Below are 18,064 nucleotides of genomic sequence, written 5' to 3' on the forward strand. Positions count from 1 at the left end.
GTCCAGGGTGGGGGCATGCAAAGGATCTGCGTCATCGGCGGAAGCCGCTACTTCGGAAAGCTCCTGGTCGAGCGCCTGCTGGCGGCCGGCCATCGGGTCACTGTGCTCAATCGTGGCTCCACCCGCCCGCCCGCCGGTGCCGAGCACCTCGTGGTCGACCGCGACGACGAGGCCGCTCTCGTCGCCGCGCTCGGCTCGCGCGCCTTCGACACGGTCGTCGACCAGGTCTGCTACACCCCCGTGCAGGCCGCGATCGCCGCCCGCGCCTTCACAGGTCGTACCCGGCGCTACGTCATGACCTCCACGATCGAGGTCTACGACCCGGCGACCGCCGCGCTCCCGGCCGTGCCGGAGGGCGTCCCGGTGACGGAGGAGAACGTGGACCCGCGTGCCTGGCCGGTGGCCCCGCACCTGCCCTGGCACGACGAGGCGTACCTGGAGGCGCACTACGCCGAGGGCAAGCGCCAGGCGGAGGCCGTCCTCACCCGGGACGGCGGCTTCGCGTTCGCCTCCGTGCGCAGTGCGCACGTGCTGGGCGGCGGCGCGCGGGAGTTCACCGGCCGGCTCGCGCACTACACCGAGCGCATCGCCCGGGGCGACGAGATCGCCGTGCACGCCGCACCGCTGCCGACGGTGTTCGTCCACCACGCGGAGCTGGCGGACCTGCTGCTGTGGGCAGCCACCGCCACCGACTTCACCGGTCCGGTCAACGCCTGCTCCGACGGCCTGCTCGACGTGCGCGACCTGGCCGCGGCCGTCGCCGCGCAGACCGGCCGTGAGCCCGTCCACCGCACCGTCGCCACGGGCGGGACCGCTTCCCCGTTCTCCTTCGACCGCCACTACGCCATGAGCAACGCCCGAGCGAAGCAGCTGGGCTTCTCCTTCTCCCGTACGGCCGACTGGCTCCCCGGAGCCATCGCCGAAACCCTCACCACGTCCGCCGCCCCCGCCTCCTGAGGAGCGCGAACCGCCATGCAGTACCGCACCATCGCCGGCACCACCGTCAGCGCCATCGGCCTGGGCGCCATGCCGCTGTCCATCGAGGACCGCCCCGACGAGAGGCGGGCCGTCGCCACCGTCCACGCCGCCCTCGACGCCGGCGTCACGCTCATCGACACGGCCGACAGCTACCACTGGCACGCTGGCGAGGCGGGCCACAACGAGCTGCTGATCGCCCGCGCACTGGCCCGCTACGGCGGCGACACCTCCGACGTCCTGGTCGCGACCAAGGGCGGTCGCGGGCGGGGCGGAGACGGCAGCTGGACCGTCATCGCCACCCCGGAACACCTCAAGCGCGCCGCGGAAGCTTCCGCCAGGCGACTCGGGGGCGAGGCCATCGGCCTCTACCAACTGCACAAGCCGGACCCGGCCGCGCCCTGGGCGGAGTCCGTCGGTGCCCTGCGCGATCTGCTCGACGCCGGCACGATCCGTGCCGCCGGAATCTCGAACGTGACCACCGCCCAGATCCTTCAGGCACACCAGATCCTCGGCGACGGACTCGTCTCGGTACAGAACCAGTACTCGCCCGCCGTCCGGGACAGCGAGCCCGAGCTGCGGCTGAGCGCACGGCTGGGCCTGGCGTTCCTGCCCTGGAGCCCTCTCGGTGGCATCTCCCGCAGTTCCCTCGACGGCCCCTCCGGCCCGACGTCCACCGGCACCGCCTTCCATCGCGTGGCGGCCGAGCACGGCGTCAGCCCGCAACAGGTCGCCCTGGCCTGGCTGCTCAGCCGCTCCCCCTCGGTGATCCCGGTGCCGGGAGCCAGCCGCCCGGCCTCCATCACCGACTCCGCCCGGGCCGCGGAACTGACACTGAGCCGGGAAGAGCTGACGCAGCTCGGGGAGGAACTGCCGGGCTGAACCAGCGACGGGGGTGGCTACGGCGACGCGACGTGAGGGTTGGCTTCCGATGCAACGGCCGGCATGGGCCGGGGCGTTGTCAGAGGCATCAGGGACACTGCGCCGTATGACCTTGGTGACCGCACACGACTACGCCTGGATCCGCACGTCTCGGCTCTTCCGCCACATGCTGGAAAACGGATACACCCTGACACTGATACGGGGGCGTGCCCCGCGCGAGGTGCTGCGCGCGATGGGGGCGCAGCCGCGGGGTACCGGGCAGGGAACGGCCGGGCTGATGGCGGCGGACGACGCCCACCGCGCCGAAGGGGGCTACGACTACTGGGACGAGTCCTACGTCGCGGGCGCCTTCAGCGTCCCGGGCGAGAACGGCGACTGGACCCTCGTCCTGGGCTTCGACGGCGGCCTGGGGATCGCGGGCGCGTGCACGGAACTGCTGTCGCAGGGCGGCCGGGTCGTGGCGCACTCGACCAACGGCGGCAAGCCCATCCACCTCTTCCACTGGTTCGAGGACGGCCAACTCCGCACGACGTTCGAGGGCCCCTCGTCGCGCGACGGCAACACCCCCGACGAACTGGTCCCCCTGCTGCGGGAGGTCGGCTTCCCTCTGACCCCTGAGGGCGAGCACGACGAGAGCGCCCCGGACGTCGACGGGAAGGCGGCGGTCCTCGCCCTGGCCGAGAGACTCACCGGCGTGCCTGTGACCGAATCCCTCCTCCAGGACGCTGCGTACGAGCTGGGACTCGTCCCCGAACAGCCCGCCGAGGAGTGGACCGGTGTGGTCATCGACATCACCGATGCCCACGGGGAGCGCCTGTACCGCGAATGGACCTACGAGGAGATCGCGACGGCGTCGGACCGCGCACGGGCGGAAGCCGACGCGCCGGTCGTGATCACGTACGGTGAGCCTCCGACCGGGGGTCGTCCGGAGCACCAGAGGGGTGAGTAGCGAGCGGGCGCGCGGGGGGCCGCGGCGCGCTCGCCGCCGCAGGAAGGAAAGCGTGGACGCGACGGTCCCCCGGGAGGCCTAGTCCTGTGCCGCCACGCGGAAGCGGATGCCCGCCTTCTGGAGGCGGGTCAGCAGGGCGTCGCCCATCGCCACCGCCGTGGTCAGCTGGCCGGCGCGGTCCGGCAGGGCGTCGTGGGCCAGGCACAGCGCGGACTCCGCCAGCATCTTCGCGGTCTCCCCGTACCCCGGGTCGCCGCCCGACACCTCGGTGAACACGCGGCGGCCGCCGCCCTCGCCGACGAAGCGGACCGTGAACCAGCTGCGGGCGCGCCGCTCCGCGTCCGGGCCGCTGCCCGGCTCCCAGCGGCTCATCAGCCACCGCCGGGCCACCGGGACCTGCGCCAGCGCCGCCGTCGCGCCCACCGCCGCCGTCAGACCCACGGCCACCGGCAGGTGCCGCACCGAGGCGTAGTGCCGGTAGCGGAAGTCCGGCCCGTACCGCTCCAGCGCCGCTGCCGACCGGGTCACGACCCGGGGGTCCAGCACCGGCAGCGGCAGCGCCCAGGTGCCGGTCTCCCGGCTGAAGCGCGGGGCGCCCACCGGCCCGCGTACCCGGCGCCCGGGCCTGCGGGGCTCGTGCAGCCGGCGGGCGTGCGCGGCGGCCAGGGTTTGCGGCCCGCGGCCCAGGGCGGTCAGGGCGGAGGCCAGGGTGCCGCCGGAGGCGAGCGCGCTGGAGCGCACGAAGCCGTCCACCCGCAGCGGCACGCCGGCGGGCAGCAGCCCGACCGTGAAGTACGCCCCGAGGTCGGCCGGGATCGTGTCGAAGCCGCAGGCGTGCACCAGCCGGGCCCCGGTCTCCCGGGCCCGCGCGTCGTGCTCGACGTACATCCGGTCGACGAACTCCGGCTCGCCGGTGAGGTCCACGTAGTCGGTGCCCGCCTCAGCGCAGGCGGCGACCAGCTCCGCCCCGTACAGGACGTAGGGCCCCACGGTGGTGGCCAGCACCCGCGTACGGGCGGCCAGTTCGCGCAGCGCCCGCGCGTCGCCCGCGTCGGCGCGCAGCAGCGGCAGGTCCGCGCAGGCCGGATTCAGCTCGGCCAGGCGCTCGCGCAGCCGCTCCAGCTTGGCGCGGTCGCGTCCGGCCAGCGCCCAGCGGCAGCCGGCGGGCGCGTGCTCGGCGAGGTACGCGGCGGTCAGCGCCCCGACGAAGCCGGTGGCGCCGAAGAGCACGACGTCGAGGTCCCGCCGCGGACGGCGGTCGTCGGCGGAGTCGCCGCGGCCGGACTCGGCGGGGACGGACTCGCTGTCGGCGGACCTGCCGGGCGGGGCCTCGCCGTGGACGGGTTCCCTGCGGACGTGCTCGGTCATGAACCGCTCCTCCCAGCTGGTGTCGGTGGCTGAGGTTAGCGTTGGAACCGGCTGTCCGTGCGAGCAGGTGTGACCTGCGGTAAGTGGGAGGCGTCGATGAAGGCTGCGGTGCGCAAGTGGGAGGCGGTGCGGGAGTTCGCGCTGGGGCTGCCGGAGGCCGTGGAGGAGCACCCGTGGGGGCCGGAGGACGGCGTGGTGAAGGTCAACAAGAAGATCTTCCTCTTCCTGGGCAGCGCCGACGGCCCCCAGCCGCCGGGCCTCTCCGTCAAGCTCAAGGACGAGGACCTGCACGGCCACGCGATGACCGCCCCCGGCGCGGAGCCCACGGGGTACGGCCTCGGCAAGGCGGGCTGGGTGTCCGTGCCGCTGGGGGAGAAGGGCGCGCCGCCGGTGGAGGTGCTGTGCGAGTGGGTGGAGGAGAGCTACCGGACCGTCGCGCTCAAGCGGCACGTCGCGCTCCTCGACGCCCGGACCGCGGAGGGGGCCTGACGGGAACGGGCCACCGGGGAAACCGGCTAAGCGCTTGCTCTTGTGCTCCGTGGAGCGCCTTCCTAGCATCACTGGTGTTACATCGGTTGTGTCACACACCTGTACACCCGTACACCAGGACGCTGGGGGCTCGATGGCAGTGACAGCAGGGCCGCTCGCGGGAGTACGCGTCGTCGAACTGGCGGGCATCGGCCCCGGCCCGTTCGCCGCCATGCTCCTCGCCGACCTCGGCGCCGACGTCGTCCGCGTGGACCGGCCCGGCGGCGGCGGGCTGGCGATCGACCCGGCCTACGACGTCACCAACCGCAACAAGCGCTCCGTGCTGCTCGACCTGAAGTCCGCCGAGGGCCCCGCCCGGGTGCTGGACCTGGCCGAGCGGGCCGACGTACTGATCGAGGGCTTCCGCCCGGGGGTCGCCGAGCGGCTCGGCGTCGGCCCCGAGCACTGCCTCGCCCGCAATCCCGAGCTGGTCTACGGCCGGATGACCGGCTGGGGCCAGGAGGGCCCGCTCGCCCACACCGCCGGGCACGACATCGCCTACATCGCCGTCACCGGCGCGCTCGGCATGATCGGCAACCCCGGCGAGCCGCCGGCCGTCCCCGCCAACCTCGTCGGTGACTACGCGGGCGGCTCCCTCTACCTCGTCATCGGCATCCTCGCCGCCCTCCAGCACGCCCGCACCCCGCACGGCGCCGGCCAGGTCGTGGACGCCGCGATCGTCGACGGCACCGCCCACCTCACCGCCATGATCCACGGCATGGTCGCGGCCGGCGGCTGGCAGGACCGGCGCGGGGCCAACCTCCTCGACGGCGGCTGCCCGTTCTACGGCACCTACGAGACCTCCGACGGCCGGTACATGGCCGTCGGCGCGCTCGAGCAGCAGTTCTACGACACCTTCGTCGGACTCCTCGGCATCGAGGACCGGGCGCCCGCCCGCAAGGACCTCGCCCGCTGGGGCGAGCTGCGCGAGGCCGTCGCCGCCCGCTTCAAGTCCCGTACGCGCGAGGAGTGGACGGCCGTCTTCGAGGGCACCGACGCCTGCGTGGCGCCCGTCCTCTCGCTGCGCGAGGCCCCGCACCACCCCCACCTCGCCTCCCGGGGCACCTTCACCGAGCACGGCGGGATCACCCAGCCCGCCCCCGCCCCGCGCTTCTCCGCGACCCCGACCGGCGTCGCCTCCGGCCCCGCCCGGCCGGGCGCGGACACCGCCTCGGTGGCCGCCGACTGGGACGTACCGGCGCTGCTCCCGAAGGAGGCCTGATGGACCTGTCCGTGTCGCTCGACCACGCGGGCGACCCGCGCCGGGCCGCCCACGCGGCGGCCGCGCCGGAGCCGGCCGGCCCGGAGCCGGCCCGGCTGATCGAAACCGTCAAGAGCCGGCTTTAGGGGGCCCCGATGCAACGCCGCATCTACGACGCCGACCACGAGGCGTTCCGCGAGACCGTACGCACCTTCCTGCACAAGGAGGTGCTGCCGCACTACGAGCAGTGGGAGAAGGACGGCATCGTCAGCCGCGACGCCTGGCGGGCCGCCGGCCGGCAGGGCCTGCTGGGCCTGGCCGTCCCCGAGGAGTACGGAGGCGGGGGCAACCCCGACTTCCGCTATGCGGCGGTGCTCGCCGAGGAGTTCACCCGGGCCGGAGCCCCGGGGCTGGCGATCGGCCTGCACAACGACATCATCGGGCCCTACCTGACCTCGCTGGGCACCGAGGAGCAGAAGCGCCGCTGGCTGCCCGGCTTCTGCTCGGGCGAGACGATCACCGCCATCGCGATGACCGAGCCGGGCGCCGGCTCCGACCTCCAGGGCATCCGCACCAGCGCCGAGGACCGGGGCGACCACTGGCTGCTCAACGGCTCCAAGACCTTCATCTCCAACGGCATCCTCGCCGACCTGGTGGTCGTCGTCGCGAAGACCACCCCCGAGGGCGGGGCGCACGGGCTGTCCCTGCTGGTGGTCGAGCGGGGCGCCGAGGGCTTCGAGCGCGGCCGCAACCTCGACAAGATCGGCCAGAAGGCCCAGGACACTGCGGAGCTCTTCTTCAACGACGTGCGCGTCCCCAAGGAGAACCTGCTCGGCGAGCTGAACGGCGCCTTCGTCCACCTGATGAACAACCTCGCCCAGGAGCGGATGGGCATCGCGATGGCCGCCATCGCCGCCGCCGAACACCTGCTGGAGATCACCACCCGGTACGTGAAGGAGCGCGAGGCCTTCGGCCGGCCGCTCGCCAAGCTGCAGCACATCCGCTTCGAGATCGCCGAGATGGCCACCGAGTGCGCGGTCACCCGGACCTTCCTCGACCGCTGCATCACCGACCACGCGAACGGCGAACTGGACCACGTGCACGCCTCGATGGCGAAGTGGTGGGCCACCGAACTCCAGAAGCGGGTCGCCGACCGCTGCCTCCAGCTGCACGGCGGCTACGGGTACATGACCGAATACCGGGTCGCGCGGGCCTTCACCGACGGCCGCATCCAGACCATCTACGGCGGCACGACCGAGATCATGAAGGAGATCATCGGCCGCTCCCTCCTCGGCTGACCCGTTCCGACTCCCCGGCCCCGGGCTTCCCGACCTCCCCGGCCCCCGGCCTCCCCGACCCTCCCGATCTGCCCCCGGACACCTGCGAAAGGCTTGACCAGTGAGCACCGAAGCTTACGTATACGACGCGATCCGCACCCCGCGCGGCCGCGGCAAGGCCAACGGCGCCCTGCACGGCACCAAGCCGATCGACCTGGTCGTCGGCCTCATCAAGGCCCTGCGCGAGCGCAACCCGGGCCTGGACCCCGCGACCATCGACGACATCGTGCTCGGCGTCGTCGGCCCGGTCGGCGACCAGGGCTCCGACATCGCCCGCATCGCGGCCATCGCCGCGGGCCTGCCCGACACGGTGGCCGGCGTGCAGGAGAACCGCTTCTGCGCCTCCGGCCTGGAAGCCGTCAACCTGGCCGCAGCCAAGGTCCGCTCGGGCTGGGAGGACCTGGTCCTCGCGGGCGGCGTGGAGTCCATGTCCCGCGTCCCGATGGCCTCCGACGGCGGCGCCTGGTTCGCCGACCCCATGACCAACTGGGACACCGGCTTCGTCCCGCAGGGCATCGGCGCCGACCTGATCGCCACCATCGAGGGATTCTCCCGGCGCGACGTGGACGAGTACGCCGCCCTCTCCCAGGAGCGGGCCGCCACCGCCGTCAAGGAGGGCCGCTTCGCCCGGTCCGTGGTCCCCGTCACCGACCGCAACGGCCTGGTCGTCCTGGACCACGAGGAGTTCGTCCGCCCGGGCACCACCGCCGACACCCTCGCCGGGCTCAAGCCCTCCTTCGCTGACATCGGCGACCTCGGCGGCTTCGACGCCGTCGCGCTCCAGAAGTACCACTGGATCGAGAAGATCGACCACGTCCACCACGCCGGCAACTCCTCCGGCATCGTCGACGGCGCCTCCCTCGTCGCCATCGGCACCCGCGAGGCCGGCGAACGCAACGGCCTGCGCCCGCGCGCGCGGATCGTCTCGGCCGCCGTCTCCGGATCCGAGCCCACCATCATGCTCACCGGCCCCGCCCCGGCCACCCGCAAGGCCCTCGCCAAGGCCGGCCTGACCATCGACGACATCGACCTGATCGAGATGAACGAGGCCTTCGCCGGCGTCGTCCTGCGCTTCGTCAAGGACATGGGCGTCTCCCTGGACAAGGTCAACGTCAACGGCGGCGCCATCGCGCTCGGCCACCCCCTCGGGGCCACCGGCGCGATGCTCCTCGGCACCGTCGTCGACGAGCTCGAGCGCCAGGACAAGCGCTACGGCCTCGTCACCCTGTGCGTCGGCGGCGGCATGGGCGTCGCCACCATCGTCGAACGCGTCTGATCCGTCCTGATCCCTGATCCCACCTCTGACACGGAAGTAGCGAACATGAGCGAGTCCACCACGATCCGCTGGGAACAGGACGAGACCGGCGTCGTCACCCTGGTCCTCGACGACCCCGACCAGTCCGCCAACACGATGAACCAGGCCTTCAAGGACTCCATCGCGGCCGTCGCCGACCGCGCCGAGGCCGAGAAGGACTCCATCCGCGGCATCATCTACACCTCCGCCAAGAAGACCTTCTTCGCCGGCGGCGACCTCAAGGACATGATCGGGCTGCGCCCCGAGCACGCGCAGCTCGCCTTCGACACCGGCACCGAGATCAAGCGCTCGCTGCGCCGCATCGAGACCCTGGGCAAGCCCGTCGTCGCCGCCATCAACGGCGCCGCCCTCGGCGGCGGTTACGAGATCTGCCTCGCCTCCCACCACCGCGTCGCCCTCGACGCCCCCGGCTCCAAGATCGGTCTGCCCGAGGTCACCCTCGGCCTGCTCCCGGCCGGCGGCGGCGTCACCCGCACCGTGCGCCTCATGGGCATCGCCGACGCGCTGCTCAAGGTCCTCCTCCAGGGCACCCAGTACACCCCGCAGCGCGCCCTGGAGAACGGCCTGGTCCACGAACTGGCCGCCACCCCCGAGGAGATGCTGGCCAAGGCCCGCGCCTTCATCGACGCCAACCCCGAGTCGAAGCAGCCCTGGGACGTCCCCGGCTACAAGATCCCCGGCGGTACGCCGTCCAACCCCCGGTTCGCCGCCAACCTCCCGGCGTTCCCCGCGAACCTCAAGAAGCAGCTGAACGGGGCCCCGTACCCGGCGCCGCGCAACATCCTGGCCTGCGCCGTCGAGGGCTCCCAGGTGGACTTCGAGACCGCGCTGACCATCGAGGCCCGGTACTTCACCGAGCTGGTCACCGGCCAGACCGCCAAGAACATGATCCAGGCGTTCTTCTTCGACCTCCAGGCCGTCAACGCCGGCCGCAGCCGCCCCCAGGGCGTCGAGCCGCGCCGGGTCCGCAAGGTCGCCGTCCTCGGCGCCGGGATGATGGGCGCGGGCATCGCGTACTCCTGTGCCCGCGCCGGCATCGAGGTCGTCCTCAAGGACGTCACCCCCGAGGCCGCGGCCAAGGGCAAGGCGTACTCCGAGAAGCTGCTGGACAAGGCGCTCGCCAAGGGCCGCACGACCGAGGCCAAGCGCGCCGAGCTGCTCGCGCGCATCACCCCGACCGCCGAAGCCGCCGACCTGGCCGGCTGCGACGCCGTCATCGAGGCGGTCTTCGAGGACACCGCCCTCAAGCACAAGGTGTTCCAGGAGATCCAGGACGTCATCGCGCCCGACGCACTGCTCTGCTCCAACACCTCCACCCTCCCCATCACCGGGCTCGCCGAAGGGGTCGCGCGTCCCGCGGACTTCATCGGCCTGCACTTCTTCTCGCCCGTAGACAAGATGCCGCTGGTGGAGATCATCAAGGGGCAGCGCACGGGCGACGAGGCCATCGCCCGCGCCTTCGACCTGGTCCGCCAGATCAACAAGACCCCGATCGTGGTCAACGACTCGCGCGGCTTCTTCACCTCCCGCGTCATCGGCCAGTTCATCAACGAGGGCGTGGCGATGGTCGGCGAGGGCGTCGAGCCCGCCTCCGTCGAGCAGGCCGCCGCCCAGGCCGGCTACCCGGCGAAGGTGCTCTCGCTGATGGACGAGCTCACCCTCACCCTCCCGCGCAAGATCCGCAACGAGACCCGCAAGGCCTTCGAGGCGGAGGGCCGGGAGTGGACCGAGCACCCCGCCGACCGGGTCATCGACCGGATGGTCGACGAGTTCGGCCGCCCCGGGCGCAGCGGCGGCGCCGGCTTCTACGAGTACGACGAGAGCGGCAAGCGGGGCCGCATCTGGCCCGGCCTGCGCGAGCACTTCGCCAAGCCCGACGCGCAGATCCCCTTCGAGGACATGAAGGAGCGGATGCTCTTCTCGGAGGCGCTGGACACCGTCCGCTGCCTCGACGAGGGCGTGCTCACCTCCATCGCCGACGCCAACATCGGGTCCATCATGGGCATCGGCTTCCCGGCCTGGACCGGCGGCGTGATCCAGTACGTCAACGGCTACGAGGGCGGCCTGCCCGGCTTCGTCGCCCGAGCCCGCGAGCTGGCGGCGCAGTACGGCGAGCGCTTCACCCCGCCCGCCTCCCTGGTCGAGAAGGCCGAGCGCGGCGAGACGTACGCCGACTAGGGAGTGTCGTCAGACAGCTCCGGCCGTCCGAGGGGCGGGGCTGGTGGGGCCCGGTGCGTGCGAGGTGCGTGCCGGCCCCACCGGCCAGGTGGAACGTCGACGACACGACCTGGCGCCGCCGTCCCGGGCCCGCCCGCGCGGGGGGGGCCCGGACCCCCGGGGAGAGGGCCGCGCGGGCGCCTCAGCCGCGCAGGGACGCGAACACCCCGCGCTGCTCGGCGCCGCCGGGGGCGGACCAGCCGGCCAGGACCTGCCCGAGCAGGCCCTCCCCGGCGGCGGCCCCGGGGCGCAGCACCCGGGTCAGGGTCAAGGTCAGGGCTCCGTCCTGACCGGGCGGGCCCACCAGGATCTCGGTGCCCGCGCCGGTGTCGCCGACCTTCCCGGGGCCGGTCAGGCCCGGCCGGACCCCGGCCCCCTCCGCACGGACCTCGACCGTCGGGTCGGGGGTGTCGGTCTCGCCCTGCGCCTGGGCGGACGTCCGGCCCGCCAGCAGCGCGAGCAACTGCTCGACCATGACCGGGTCGTGGGCGCCGTCGTAGACCCAGCGCGTGCCCAGCACGCCGTGCTCGAGCGTGCCGATCAGGCCCGCCTCCGCGCCCTCCAGCGGGGCGCCCCGGTAGGTGAGCGGCACCAGGTAGGCCACCGGCTCCTCCCCGGAGGTGTCGGCGGCCACCATGAACTCGACGCCCACCTCGCCCTCGGGGTCGTCAAGCCGGAAGCCGCCCGCCTTCTCGAGCTGCGCGGACCCCTCCGCGCCCCGGTACCAGGGCCTCAAGGGGAGCCAGCCGGTGAGGAGTTCGAGCTTGGTCGGGCTCAGCGTGGTGTGGTGGATGATCGCCATGGACGCGAACCTACCCCTCCGAGACGAACGCGGCCCGCAATTCCTCCTTCAGCGATCGCTGGAAGGCCGTCACCAGGGCCTGCACCACCATCGGCTGCATGTGCGCCGACAGCGCCTTCATCGACTCCACGCGCTCCGGGTCGTCCTCGCCCCGCGTGAACGGCCCCCACACCTCGTCCCGGAACAGCGCCGTGAGCTGGTGCGCCGCCGTCCGCGCGTGCTCCAGCAGGATCCCCCGCGCCACCAGGAGCGTCTCGTGGGCGATCGGCACGTCGAGCAGCGCGACCCCCAGCCGCAGCAGGCCCACGTCCACCCGGAAACCCTCCCGGCAGGCCGACACCACGTTCATCGCGGCCAGCCGGCGCAGGTCCCCGTCCGACAGGACCCGCCCCGCCCGCCTCTCCAGCTCCTCCCGAGACACCTCCTGCGCCGCGTCCGGCGCCCAGGTCGCCACCAGCGCCCGGTGGATCGCCAGGTCGTGTGCGCTCAGGTCGTCGGGCAGGGCGTCCAGATAGCGCTGGATCGCCGACAGGGTCATGCCCTGGTGCTGGAGCTCCTCGATCAGCGCGAGCCGCGACAGGTGCTCCGGGCCGTAATGCCCCACCCGACGCGGTCCGATCACGGGAGGGGGCAAAAGCCCGCGCGTGCTGTAGAACCGTACGGTGCGGACGGTGACACCGGCCCTGGACGCCAGTTCGTCCACGGTGAGCATCGGCTCGGTCGGCTGGTCGGCCATCGTCTGCGCCTCGCTCTCTGCTGCACGGTTTGGGTTCAACAGTATTGCTGTCGCACCAACGATGTGAAACGGCCAGGAGCTGCCCATGACCACGAACCTGCGACTGTCCGGACACCCCGCGGACCTCACCCTCCCCGCCCTGCTGGCCCGCAACGCGGCGGACCACGCCGACCTGCCCGCCCTCTCCTGGCGCGAGGGGGACGGCTGGACGACCCTCACCTGGGGCGAGGTCCGCCGCAGGACCGCCGTCCTGGCCGCCGGGTACGCCGCCCTCGGCGTCGAGCGCGGCGAACACGTCCTGCTGATGATGGGCAACCGCCCCGAACACTGGCTCACCGACCTCGCCCTGGTCCACCTCGGCGCCGTCCCCGTCACCGTCTACGGAACCTCCGCGCCCGAGCAGATAGCCCACATCGCCCGCCACAGCCGGGCCCGGCTGGCCGTCGTCGAAGGCGCCGGCGAACGCGACCGGTGGGCGCCGCTGCTGGACGACCCCGCCATCCCGCTGGAACGGCTCGTCATCGCCGAGGCCGCCGACGCCGGCCCGCACACCGCCTACGCCTCCCTCTGCGCGAGCGGCGCCCGGCTGCACCGGGCCGACGCCTTCGAGAAGGCCTGGCGGGAGCTGCGCCCCGAGGACCCCCTCACCGTCGTCTACACCTCCGGCACCACCGGTGACCCCAAGGGCGTCCGTCTGACCCACCGCAACATCCTGCTCCAGTCCGTCCGCCTCGACCGCAACGTCCAGCTGCCCGAGCACGCCGAGCACCTCTGCTACCTGCCCTTCGCGCACATCGCCGAGCGGATCCTCGGCATCTACCTCCCCCTGCTGCGCGCCGCCCACGTCCGGCTGGTCGCCGACCCCACCGCCGTGGCGGCCGCGGTGCGCGAACTGCGTCCCGTGCAGTTCTTCGGGGTGCCCCGGGTCTGGGAGAAGCTCGCCGCGGGCGTACGGGCCGTCCTGGCGGGCCTGCCGGAGGAGCAGCGGCGCGCCATCGACGCCGCCGGGGACCTCGCCCGCGCCCGAGCCGGCCACCGGGAGCGCGGGCAGGAGGTGCCCGCCGCGCTCGAAGCCTCGTACGCGGAGGCGAAGGAGCGCGTACTGGACCCGCTGCTGCGCCTGGCCGGCCTCGACCGGCTGGTCTGGACCGCCAGTGCCACCGCGCCGATGCCGATCGACGTGGTCCGCTTCTGGGCGGGCTGGGGCATCACGATCATGGACGCCTGGGGGCTGACCGAGACCTCCGGCGTGTGCACCGTCAACAGCAACACCCCCGACGGGTTCCGGCTGGGCTCGGTGGGCCGGCCGATCGAGGGGCTGGAGCTGAAGCTCGCCGGGGACGGGGAGATCCTCACGCGCGGCGCCACCGTCTTCGGCGGCTACCTGCGCCCCGACGGGTCGGTGGAGAGCGCGGCCGACGCCGAGGGCTGGTTCCCCACCGGGGACATCGGCCGGCTCGACGAGGACGGCTTCCTGTGGCTGACGGACCGCAAGAAGGAACTGATCATCACCTCGAACGGCAAGAACGTCTCCCCGGCCCTGGTGGAGAACACCGTCAAGGAGCACCCCCTGATCGGCCAGGCCCTGGTGCACGGCGACGGCCGCTCCTACCTGGTCGCCCTGCTGGTCCTCGACCCCGAGCTGGCCCCGGCCTGGGCGGCCGCCCGGGGCATCACGGCCGCCTCCCTCGCCGAGCTGGCCGAGCACCCGGCCATCCTGGAGGAAACCGCCCGGGCGGTGGCCGCCGCGAACGCCCGCCTCAACCGCACGGAGCAGATCAAGCGCTACCGGCTGCTGGCGGAGGAGTGGGGCCCGGCAACGGGCGAGCTCACCCCCTCGCTGAAACTGCGCCGCAGGGTGGTCCGGGAGAAGTACGGACCGCTGATCGAGGGGCTGTACGAGGGGGCTTGAGAGGGGAGCGGCTCCCTCAGCGATGAGGTGGGGGCCCGGGCGCCGGCCCGCCGGGCATTCGGGCCCTCACACGAGAGCCCGGACTGGGGGCGCGGCCACCCGCCCGGGTGAAACCCCGCCCCCGCCGAAGAGGGCCGGGCCGCTAGCGGCCGAGGACCGGGTAGTGGTCCGAGAGGGTGGAGTACGTGTAGGAGGTGCCCCAGCTGGAGACCGTCCAGGGAGTCGACTCCTCCTTGACCACGTTGTTCTCCCACCCCGCCGGGCGGGCGTTGCCCTTGCGGTACAGCACGTAGTCCAGGTCCTCGCGCGGGTCCGTGGGGTAGCGGTAGTGGGCGATCGAGTTCAGCGCCGTGTCGAAGGAGTACGGATGCCCCGTGCGCGAGTCGGCGCCCGCGAGGTCCGCGTCCGCGAGCATGGAGGCGTACTCGGGGGTGCGGGAGTCGACGTTCATGTCGCCCGCCACGATGACCTGTTCGTCCGCCGGGATGTTCTTGGCGTCGAGGAAGGCGTCCATGGTCTTGAACTGGCGGCTGCGCATCTGCGCCGCCTCGCCCGCCCCGCAGCCCGGGTCGGTGGACTGGGCGTGCGTGCCGACCACGTGCACTCTGGCGCCGTTCACGTTCAGCACCGCGTACGCGAAGCCCTTGTTGGACCACCAGTCGGCGCCGCAGGCGTCCTTGTAGACGACCTGCTCCTTGCGCAGGATCGGCCACTTGCTCAGGATCGTGACGCCGCCGTCCTCCGGGGTGGTGGCGGAGTAGGCGCCGCCGGTGGCGTCCCAGCCGGTCTTGGAGCGGCCCACGACCGGCGTCTGGTACGGGTACTGCGCGGCGGCGTTGGCCTTCAGCGCGTCCGAGGCGCCGTTGTCGAAGGCCTCCTGGAGCACCACCACGTCCCGGCCCTGGAAGAAGGAGGCCTTCGGGATCTCGGCGGCCCGGTGGTCCTGGCCCCAGTTCGGGTACAGGTTCTTGCTCATCAGGAACACGTTGTACGTCAGGACGCTCAGCCGCGGGGCCGGGGCGCTCTCGGCGGCCGTGGCCGCGGGCGCGGAGGTGAGGGCGAGGGTGCCCGCGGCGAGCGCGGCCACGGCCGTGGCGGCGGAGCGGGTGCGGCGGTGCGAGGTCTGCGGCACGGAGGCCTCCATCATTCCTGCGAAGTCCTGCGGGGGAAGATCGACGCCGTCATCCAAGCAGCCGCGGTTACCTCTGGGTAACACCCGTGACAAGACTTTCTGTCCGGACCGAGGACTTCTCGCGCTCGCATACTTGGCCTCATGGACGACACGGCTCCCGCACCCCCCGAAAAGCCCGCCCGGCGCCTCGATCCCGAGCCGCCGCCGCCCGGCGGGGTGCTGTGGACCACCTCGGGGGACATCCGCTCCCTGCTGACCCTGCCCGCCGCCTTCACCCTCCAGGTCGCCCACCCGGCCGTCGGCGCCGGGGTCGACCAGTACTCGGTCTTCCGCACCGACCCGTGGGGGCGCGGTGAGCGCTCCCTGCGCTCGGTGATGCTGTGGGTCTACGGCGGGGCCGAGGCGGCCGCGGAGGGCCGCCGGGTGCGCCGCCTGCACAGGGAGATCCAGGGCACCGACACCCGAGGCCGGCGCTACCACTCCCTCGACCCCGCCTGCTACGCCTGGGTGCACGCCACCGGCTTCCCCGTCGCCGTGTACGCGGGGCGCTACCTGTTCCGCCGCATCACCGCCGCCCAGGAGCGGCAGCTCTACGCGGAGTGGCTCCGGGTGGGCAGAATCCTCGGCCTGCGCGACCGGGACATGCCGCAGAGCGTCGAGGCGTTCTGGCCCTACTACCGCCGGATGCTGGCCGAGGAGATCGAGCCGACCAAGGTCGCCCGCGAGCTGGTCTCCACCGACGTGGACCTGCCCCGCCCCGAGGCCGCCTCCCGGGCCGTCCGGCTGCTGCTGCGGATCACCTGGCCGGCCCTGCGCGCGGGCTACCTGCGCTTCCGGGCCTTCGTCACCGTCGGCTACATGCCGCCCGACGCCCGGGCCGCCATCGGCCTGGAGTGGACGCCGGCCCAGGAGCGCCGGCTCCGGCGGTTCAGCACCGCCGTACGGCTCCTCGTACCGCTGCTCCCCGAGCGGCTGCGCTACCTGCCGAGGGCCCGGGCCGCGCGGGCGCGGTGGCGCGCCGGCACCTTCCGCTGAAGGGCGCCGGCGCGCGGGTCCGCGTACCGCTGTCGGTCAGTGGTCGTGGACCGAGTTCGTCGCCGCGATCTTCTTCCAGGACCTGGGCTCCGCGGCCGGCTTGGCCGGGGACTGGAGGGTCCGGGCGCCGGGCTTGGCGGCCGGCGTGGTGAAGGCCGGCTTGCCCGGGGTGTACAGCCAGGTCTCGAAGAGCTGCGCGAGGGGCTTGCCCGAGACCTTCTCCGCGTACCGGACGAAGTCCCCGACCTTGGCGTTGCCGTAGGCCCGCTCGGTCGGCCAGCCCTTGAGGATCCGGAAGAACTTCTCGTCGCCCACCTCGTTGCGCAGCGCCTGGATCGCGATCGCACCGCGGTCGTACACGGCCCCGTGGAACTGGTTGTCCGGGCCCGGGTCCCCGGGCTTGACCTGCCAGAACGGGTCCTCGGCCGGGCGGGAGGCGTAGGCCCAGTCGGCGAGCTCCTGCGCGGTGCCCTCGCCCTCCTTCTCCGACCAGAGCCACTGGCTGTAGCGGGCGAAGCCCTCGTTGACCCAGATGTCCTTCCAGTTGTCCACGGACACGCTGTCGCCGTACCACTGGTGGGCCAGCTCGTGCACGACCACCGAGACGTTCGCGCCGTTCGCGAACTGGCGCGGGCTGTAGAACGGCCGGGTCTGGGTCTCCAGGGCGAAGCCGGTCGGGACGTTGGGGACGTAGCCGCCCAGCGCGTTGAAGGGGTACGGGCCGAAGACCCCCTCCAGCCACTCGGCGACCTCGCCGGTCCGCTCCACGCTCGCGCGCGCCGCGCCGGCGTTGTCGCCGAGGTCCTTGCTGTACGCGTTGAGGATCGGCAGGCCGTTCGCCGTCTTGTCCGTGGTGATGTCGAACTTGCCGATGGCGAGCGTGGCCAGGTAGGTGGCCTGCGGCTTGTTCGAGCGCCAGTTGTAGCGGGTCCAGCCGAGCTTCGAACTCTGCGACTGGAGCACGCCGTTGCTGATGGCCTGGGTTCCGTCCGGGACGTTCACCGACACGTCGAAGGTGGCCTTGTCCAGGGGGTGGTCGTTGCTCGGGAACCACCAGACCGCCGAGTCCGGCTCCTGCGCCGCCACACCGCCGTCCGGGGTCCGCTGCCAGGCCGACCAGCCGTCGATCTTGAACTCGGAGGGCTTGCCGGCGTACTTGACGACGACGCTGGCCTGGCGGTCCTTCTGGAGCGGCTGGGCCGGGGTCACCTCCAGCTCGTGCGCGCCCGAGGAGGCGAAGGATGCCTTGACCCCGTTGACCCGGATCTCGCTGACCTTGAGGCCGAAGTCGAGGTTGAAGCGGGACAGGTCCTGCCGGGCGGTGGCGAGGAGGGTGGCCGTGCCCTCCAGCAGGTCCGTCTTCGGCTGGTACTGGAGGCGCAGGTCGTAGTGGGACACGTCGTACCCGCCGTTGCCGCTGGCCGGGTAATAGGTGTCGCCGATACCCGGCGCGCCCGGACCGGCGCTGGCCGCAGATGCCGGGATCACCAGCAGGAGGGAGGCGGCCAGGACGCTCGGGGCGATGACTTTGCGGTGCACGAAGAGCTCCAAGGGGTAGGGGAGTCACATCGGTTCGTCGTCCGACCGTATTCACCCGTGATCACTCCGGTCATGTCCATGGCCCCTGCTGTCACACGATCGCCATTCGGACGTCACGAACCCGGCCCAGGACGCC

The 18,064-nt window shown here is 72.8% G+C and carries 16 protein-coding genes; 11 read left to right on the forward strand and 5 right to left on the reverse strand.

The features are described from left to right. The first annotated feature begins 15 nt into the window (after nucleotides 1-15). From AB0D45_RS24355 to AB0D45_RS24365, 3 genes are all read left to right on the forward strand, one after another. Nucleotides 16-957, forward strand: a complete 942-nt coding sequence (locus AB0D45_RS24355; protein WP_362462562.1) for an NAD-dependent epimerase/dehydratase family protein — start codon at nucleotides 16-18, stop codon at nucleotides 955-957. 15 nt (nucleotides 958-972) lie between these two features. After that, nucleotides 973-1,857: an aldo/keto reductase gene (locus AB0D45_RS24360; RefSeq protein WP_362462565.1), complete on the forward strand. Its 885-nt coding sequence runs from the start codon at nucleotides 973-975 to the stop codon at nucleotides 1,855-1,857. 106 nt (nucleotides 1,858-1,963) lie between these two features. Then, nucleotides 1,964-2,806, forward strand: a complete 843-nt coding sequence (locus AB0D45_RS24365) for a DUF6461 domain-containing protein (protein WP_362462568.1) — start codon at nucleotides 1,964-1,966, stop codon at nucleotides 2,804-2,806. Nucleotides 2,807-2,884: 78 nt separating this feature from the next. On the opposite strand, the gene AB0D45_RS24370 is transcribed toward AB0D45_RS24365, so the two are convergent. Further along, entirely contained in the window at nucleotides 2,885-4,174 is a 1,290-nt protein-coding gene (locus AB0D45_RS24370; protein WP_362462571.1) for a saccharopine dehydrogenase NADP-binding domain-containing protein, read from the reverse strand. 96 nt (nucleotides 4,175-4,270) lie between these two features. On the opposite strand from AB0D45_RS24370, the gene AB0D45_RS24375 reads away from it, so the two are divergent. The 6 genes from AB0D45_RS24375 to AB0D45_RS24400 all read left to right on the forward strand — a co-directional run bounded on the left by AB0D45_RS24375 (nucleotide 4,271) and on the right by AB0D45_RS24400 (nucleotide 10,733). Further along, entirely contained in the window at nucleotides 4,271-4,663 is a 393-nt protein-coding gene (locus tag AB0D45_RS24375) for an MmcQ/YjbR family DNA-binding protein (RefSeq protein WP_362462574.1), read from the forward strand. A 133-nt stretch (nucleotides 4,664-4,796) separates the two neighbouring features. Beyond that, nucleotides 4,797-5,924: a CaiB/BaiF CoA-transferase family protein gene (locus AB0D45_RS24380; protein WP_362462576.1), complete on the forward strand. Its 1,128-nt coding sequence runs from the start codon at nucleotides 4,797-4,799 to the stop codon at nucleotides 5,922-5,924. Then, nucleotides 5,924-6,049, forward strand: a complete 126-nt coding sequence (locus AB0D45_RS24385; RefSeq protein ID WP_362462579.1) for a hypothetical protein — start codon at nucleotides 5,924-5,926, stop codon at nucleotides 6,047-6,049. Before AB0D45_RS24380 ends, AB0D45_RS24385 begins: the two co-directional genes overlap by 1 nt. A gap of 9 nt (nucleotides 6,050-6,058) precedes the next feature. Then, nucleotides 6,059-7,201, forward strand: coding sequence for an acyl-CoA dehydrogenase family protein (locus tag AB0D45_RS24390; protein WP_361603832.1), 1,143 nt, complete (start codon nucleotides 6,059-6,061; stop codon nucleotides 7,199-7,201). Nucleotides 7,202-7,301: 100 nt separating this feature from the next. Continuing rightward, nucleotides 7,302-8,516, forward strand: a complete 1,215-nt coding sequence (locus AB0D45_RS24395; protein ID WP_362462582.1) for an acetyl-CoA C-acetyltransferase — start codon at nucleotides 7,302-7,304, stop codon at nucleotides 8,514-8,516. A gap of 45 nt (nucleotides 8,517-8,561) precedes the next feature. After that, nucleotides 8,562-10,733 carry a 3-hydroxyacyl-CoA dehydrogenase NAD-binding domain-containing protein gene (locus tag AB0D45_RS24400; RefSeq protein WP_362462585.1) on the forward strand — a complete coding sequence of 724 codons (2,172 nt, stop codon included), beginning with the start codon at nucleotides 8,562-8,564 and terminating at the stop codon, nucleotides 10,731-10,733. Between the two features lie 181 nt (nucleotides 10,734-10,914). On the opposite strand, the gene AB0D45_RS24405 is transcribed toward AB0D45_RS24400, so the two are convergent. Together AB0D45_RS24405 and AB0D45_RS24410 are read right to left on the reverse strand one after the other, a co-directional pair. Continuing rightward, nucleotides 10,915-11,574, reverse strand: coding sequence for a 1,4-alpha-glucan branching protein (locus AB0D45_RS24405; RefSeq protein ID WP_362462588.1), 660 nt, complete (start codon nucleotides 11,572-11,574; stop codon nucleotides 10,915-10,917). Nucleotides 11,575-11,584: 10 nt separating this feature from the next. Then, nucleotides 11,585-12,310 carry a MerR family transcriptional regulator gene (locus AB0D45_RS24410; protein WP_361603844.1) on the reverse strand — a complete coding sequence of 242 codons (726 nt, stop codon included), beginning with the start codon at nucleotides 12,308-12,310 and terminating at the stop codon, nucleotides 11,585-11,587. An 85-nt stretch (nucleotides 12,311-12,395) separates the two neighbouring features. On the opposite strand from AB0D45_RS24410, the gene AB0D45_RS24415 reads away from it, so the two are divergent. Beyond that, a complete protein-coding gene (locus AB0D45_RS24415; RefSeq protein ID WP_362462591.1) occupies nucleotides 12,396-14,222 on the forward strand; it encodes an AMP-dependent synthetase/ligase in 1,827 nt (608 codons plus the stop codon). 142 nt (nucleotides 14,223-14,364) lie between these two features. On the opposite strand, the gene sph is transcribed toward AB0D45_RS24415, so the two are convergent. Next, the gene (gene sph, locus AB0D45_RS24420; protein WP_362462614.1) at nucleotides 14,365-15,354 is read right to left on the reverse strand and encodes a sphingomyelin phosphodiesterase; all 990 of its coding nucleotides are present in this window, start codon (nucleotides 15,352-15,354) and stop codon (nucleotides 14,365-14,367) included. 141 nt (nucleotides 15,355-15,495) lie between these two features. Between sph and AB0D45_RS24425 the strand changes: the two genes are divergently transcribed. After that, the gene (locus AB0D45_RS24425) at nucleotides 15,496-16,389 is read left to right on the forward strand and encodes an oxygenase MpaB family protein (RefSeq protein WP_362462594.1); all 894 of its coding nucleotides are present in this window, start codon (nucleotides 15,496-15,498) and stop codon (nucleotides 16,387-16,389) included. A 36-nt stretch (nucleotides 16,390-16,425) separates the two neighbouring features. Here the strand turns inward: AB0D45_RS24425 and AB0D45_RS24430 are convergent, their stop codons facing one another. After that, the gene (locus tag AB0D45_RS24430; RefSeq protein WP_361603852.1) at nucleotides 16,426-17,928 is read right to left on the reverse strand and encodes a M1 family metallopeptidase; all 1,503 of its coding nucleotides are present in this window, start codon (nucleotides 17,926-17,928) and stop codon (nucleotides 16,426-16,428) included. Between the last annotated feature and the right edge of the window lie 136 nt (nucleotides 17,929-18,064).

The organism is Streptomyces sp. NPDC048352, assembly GCF_040651895.1.
GTDB lineage: Bacteria > Actinomycetota > Actinomycetes > Streptomycetales > Streptomycetaceae > Streptomyces.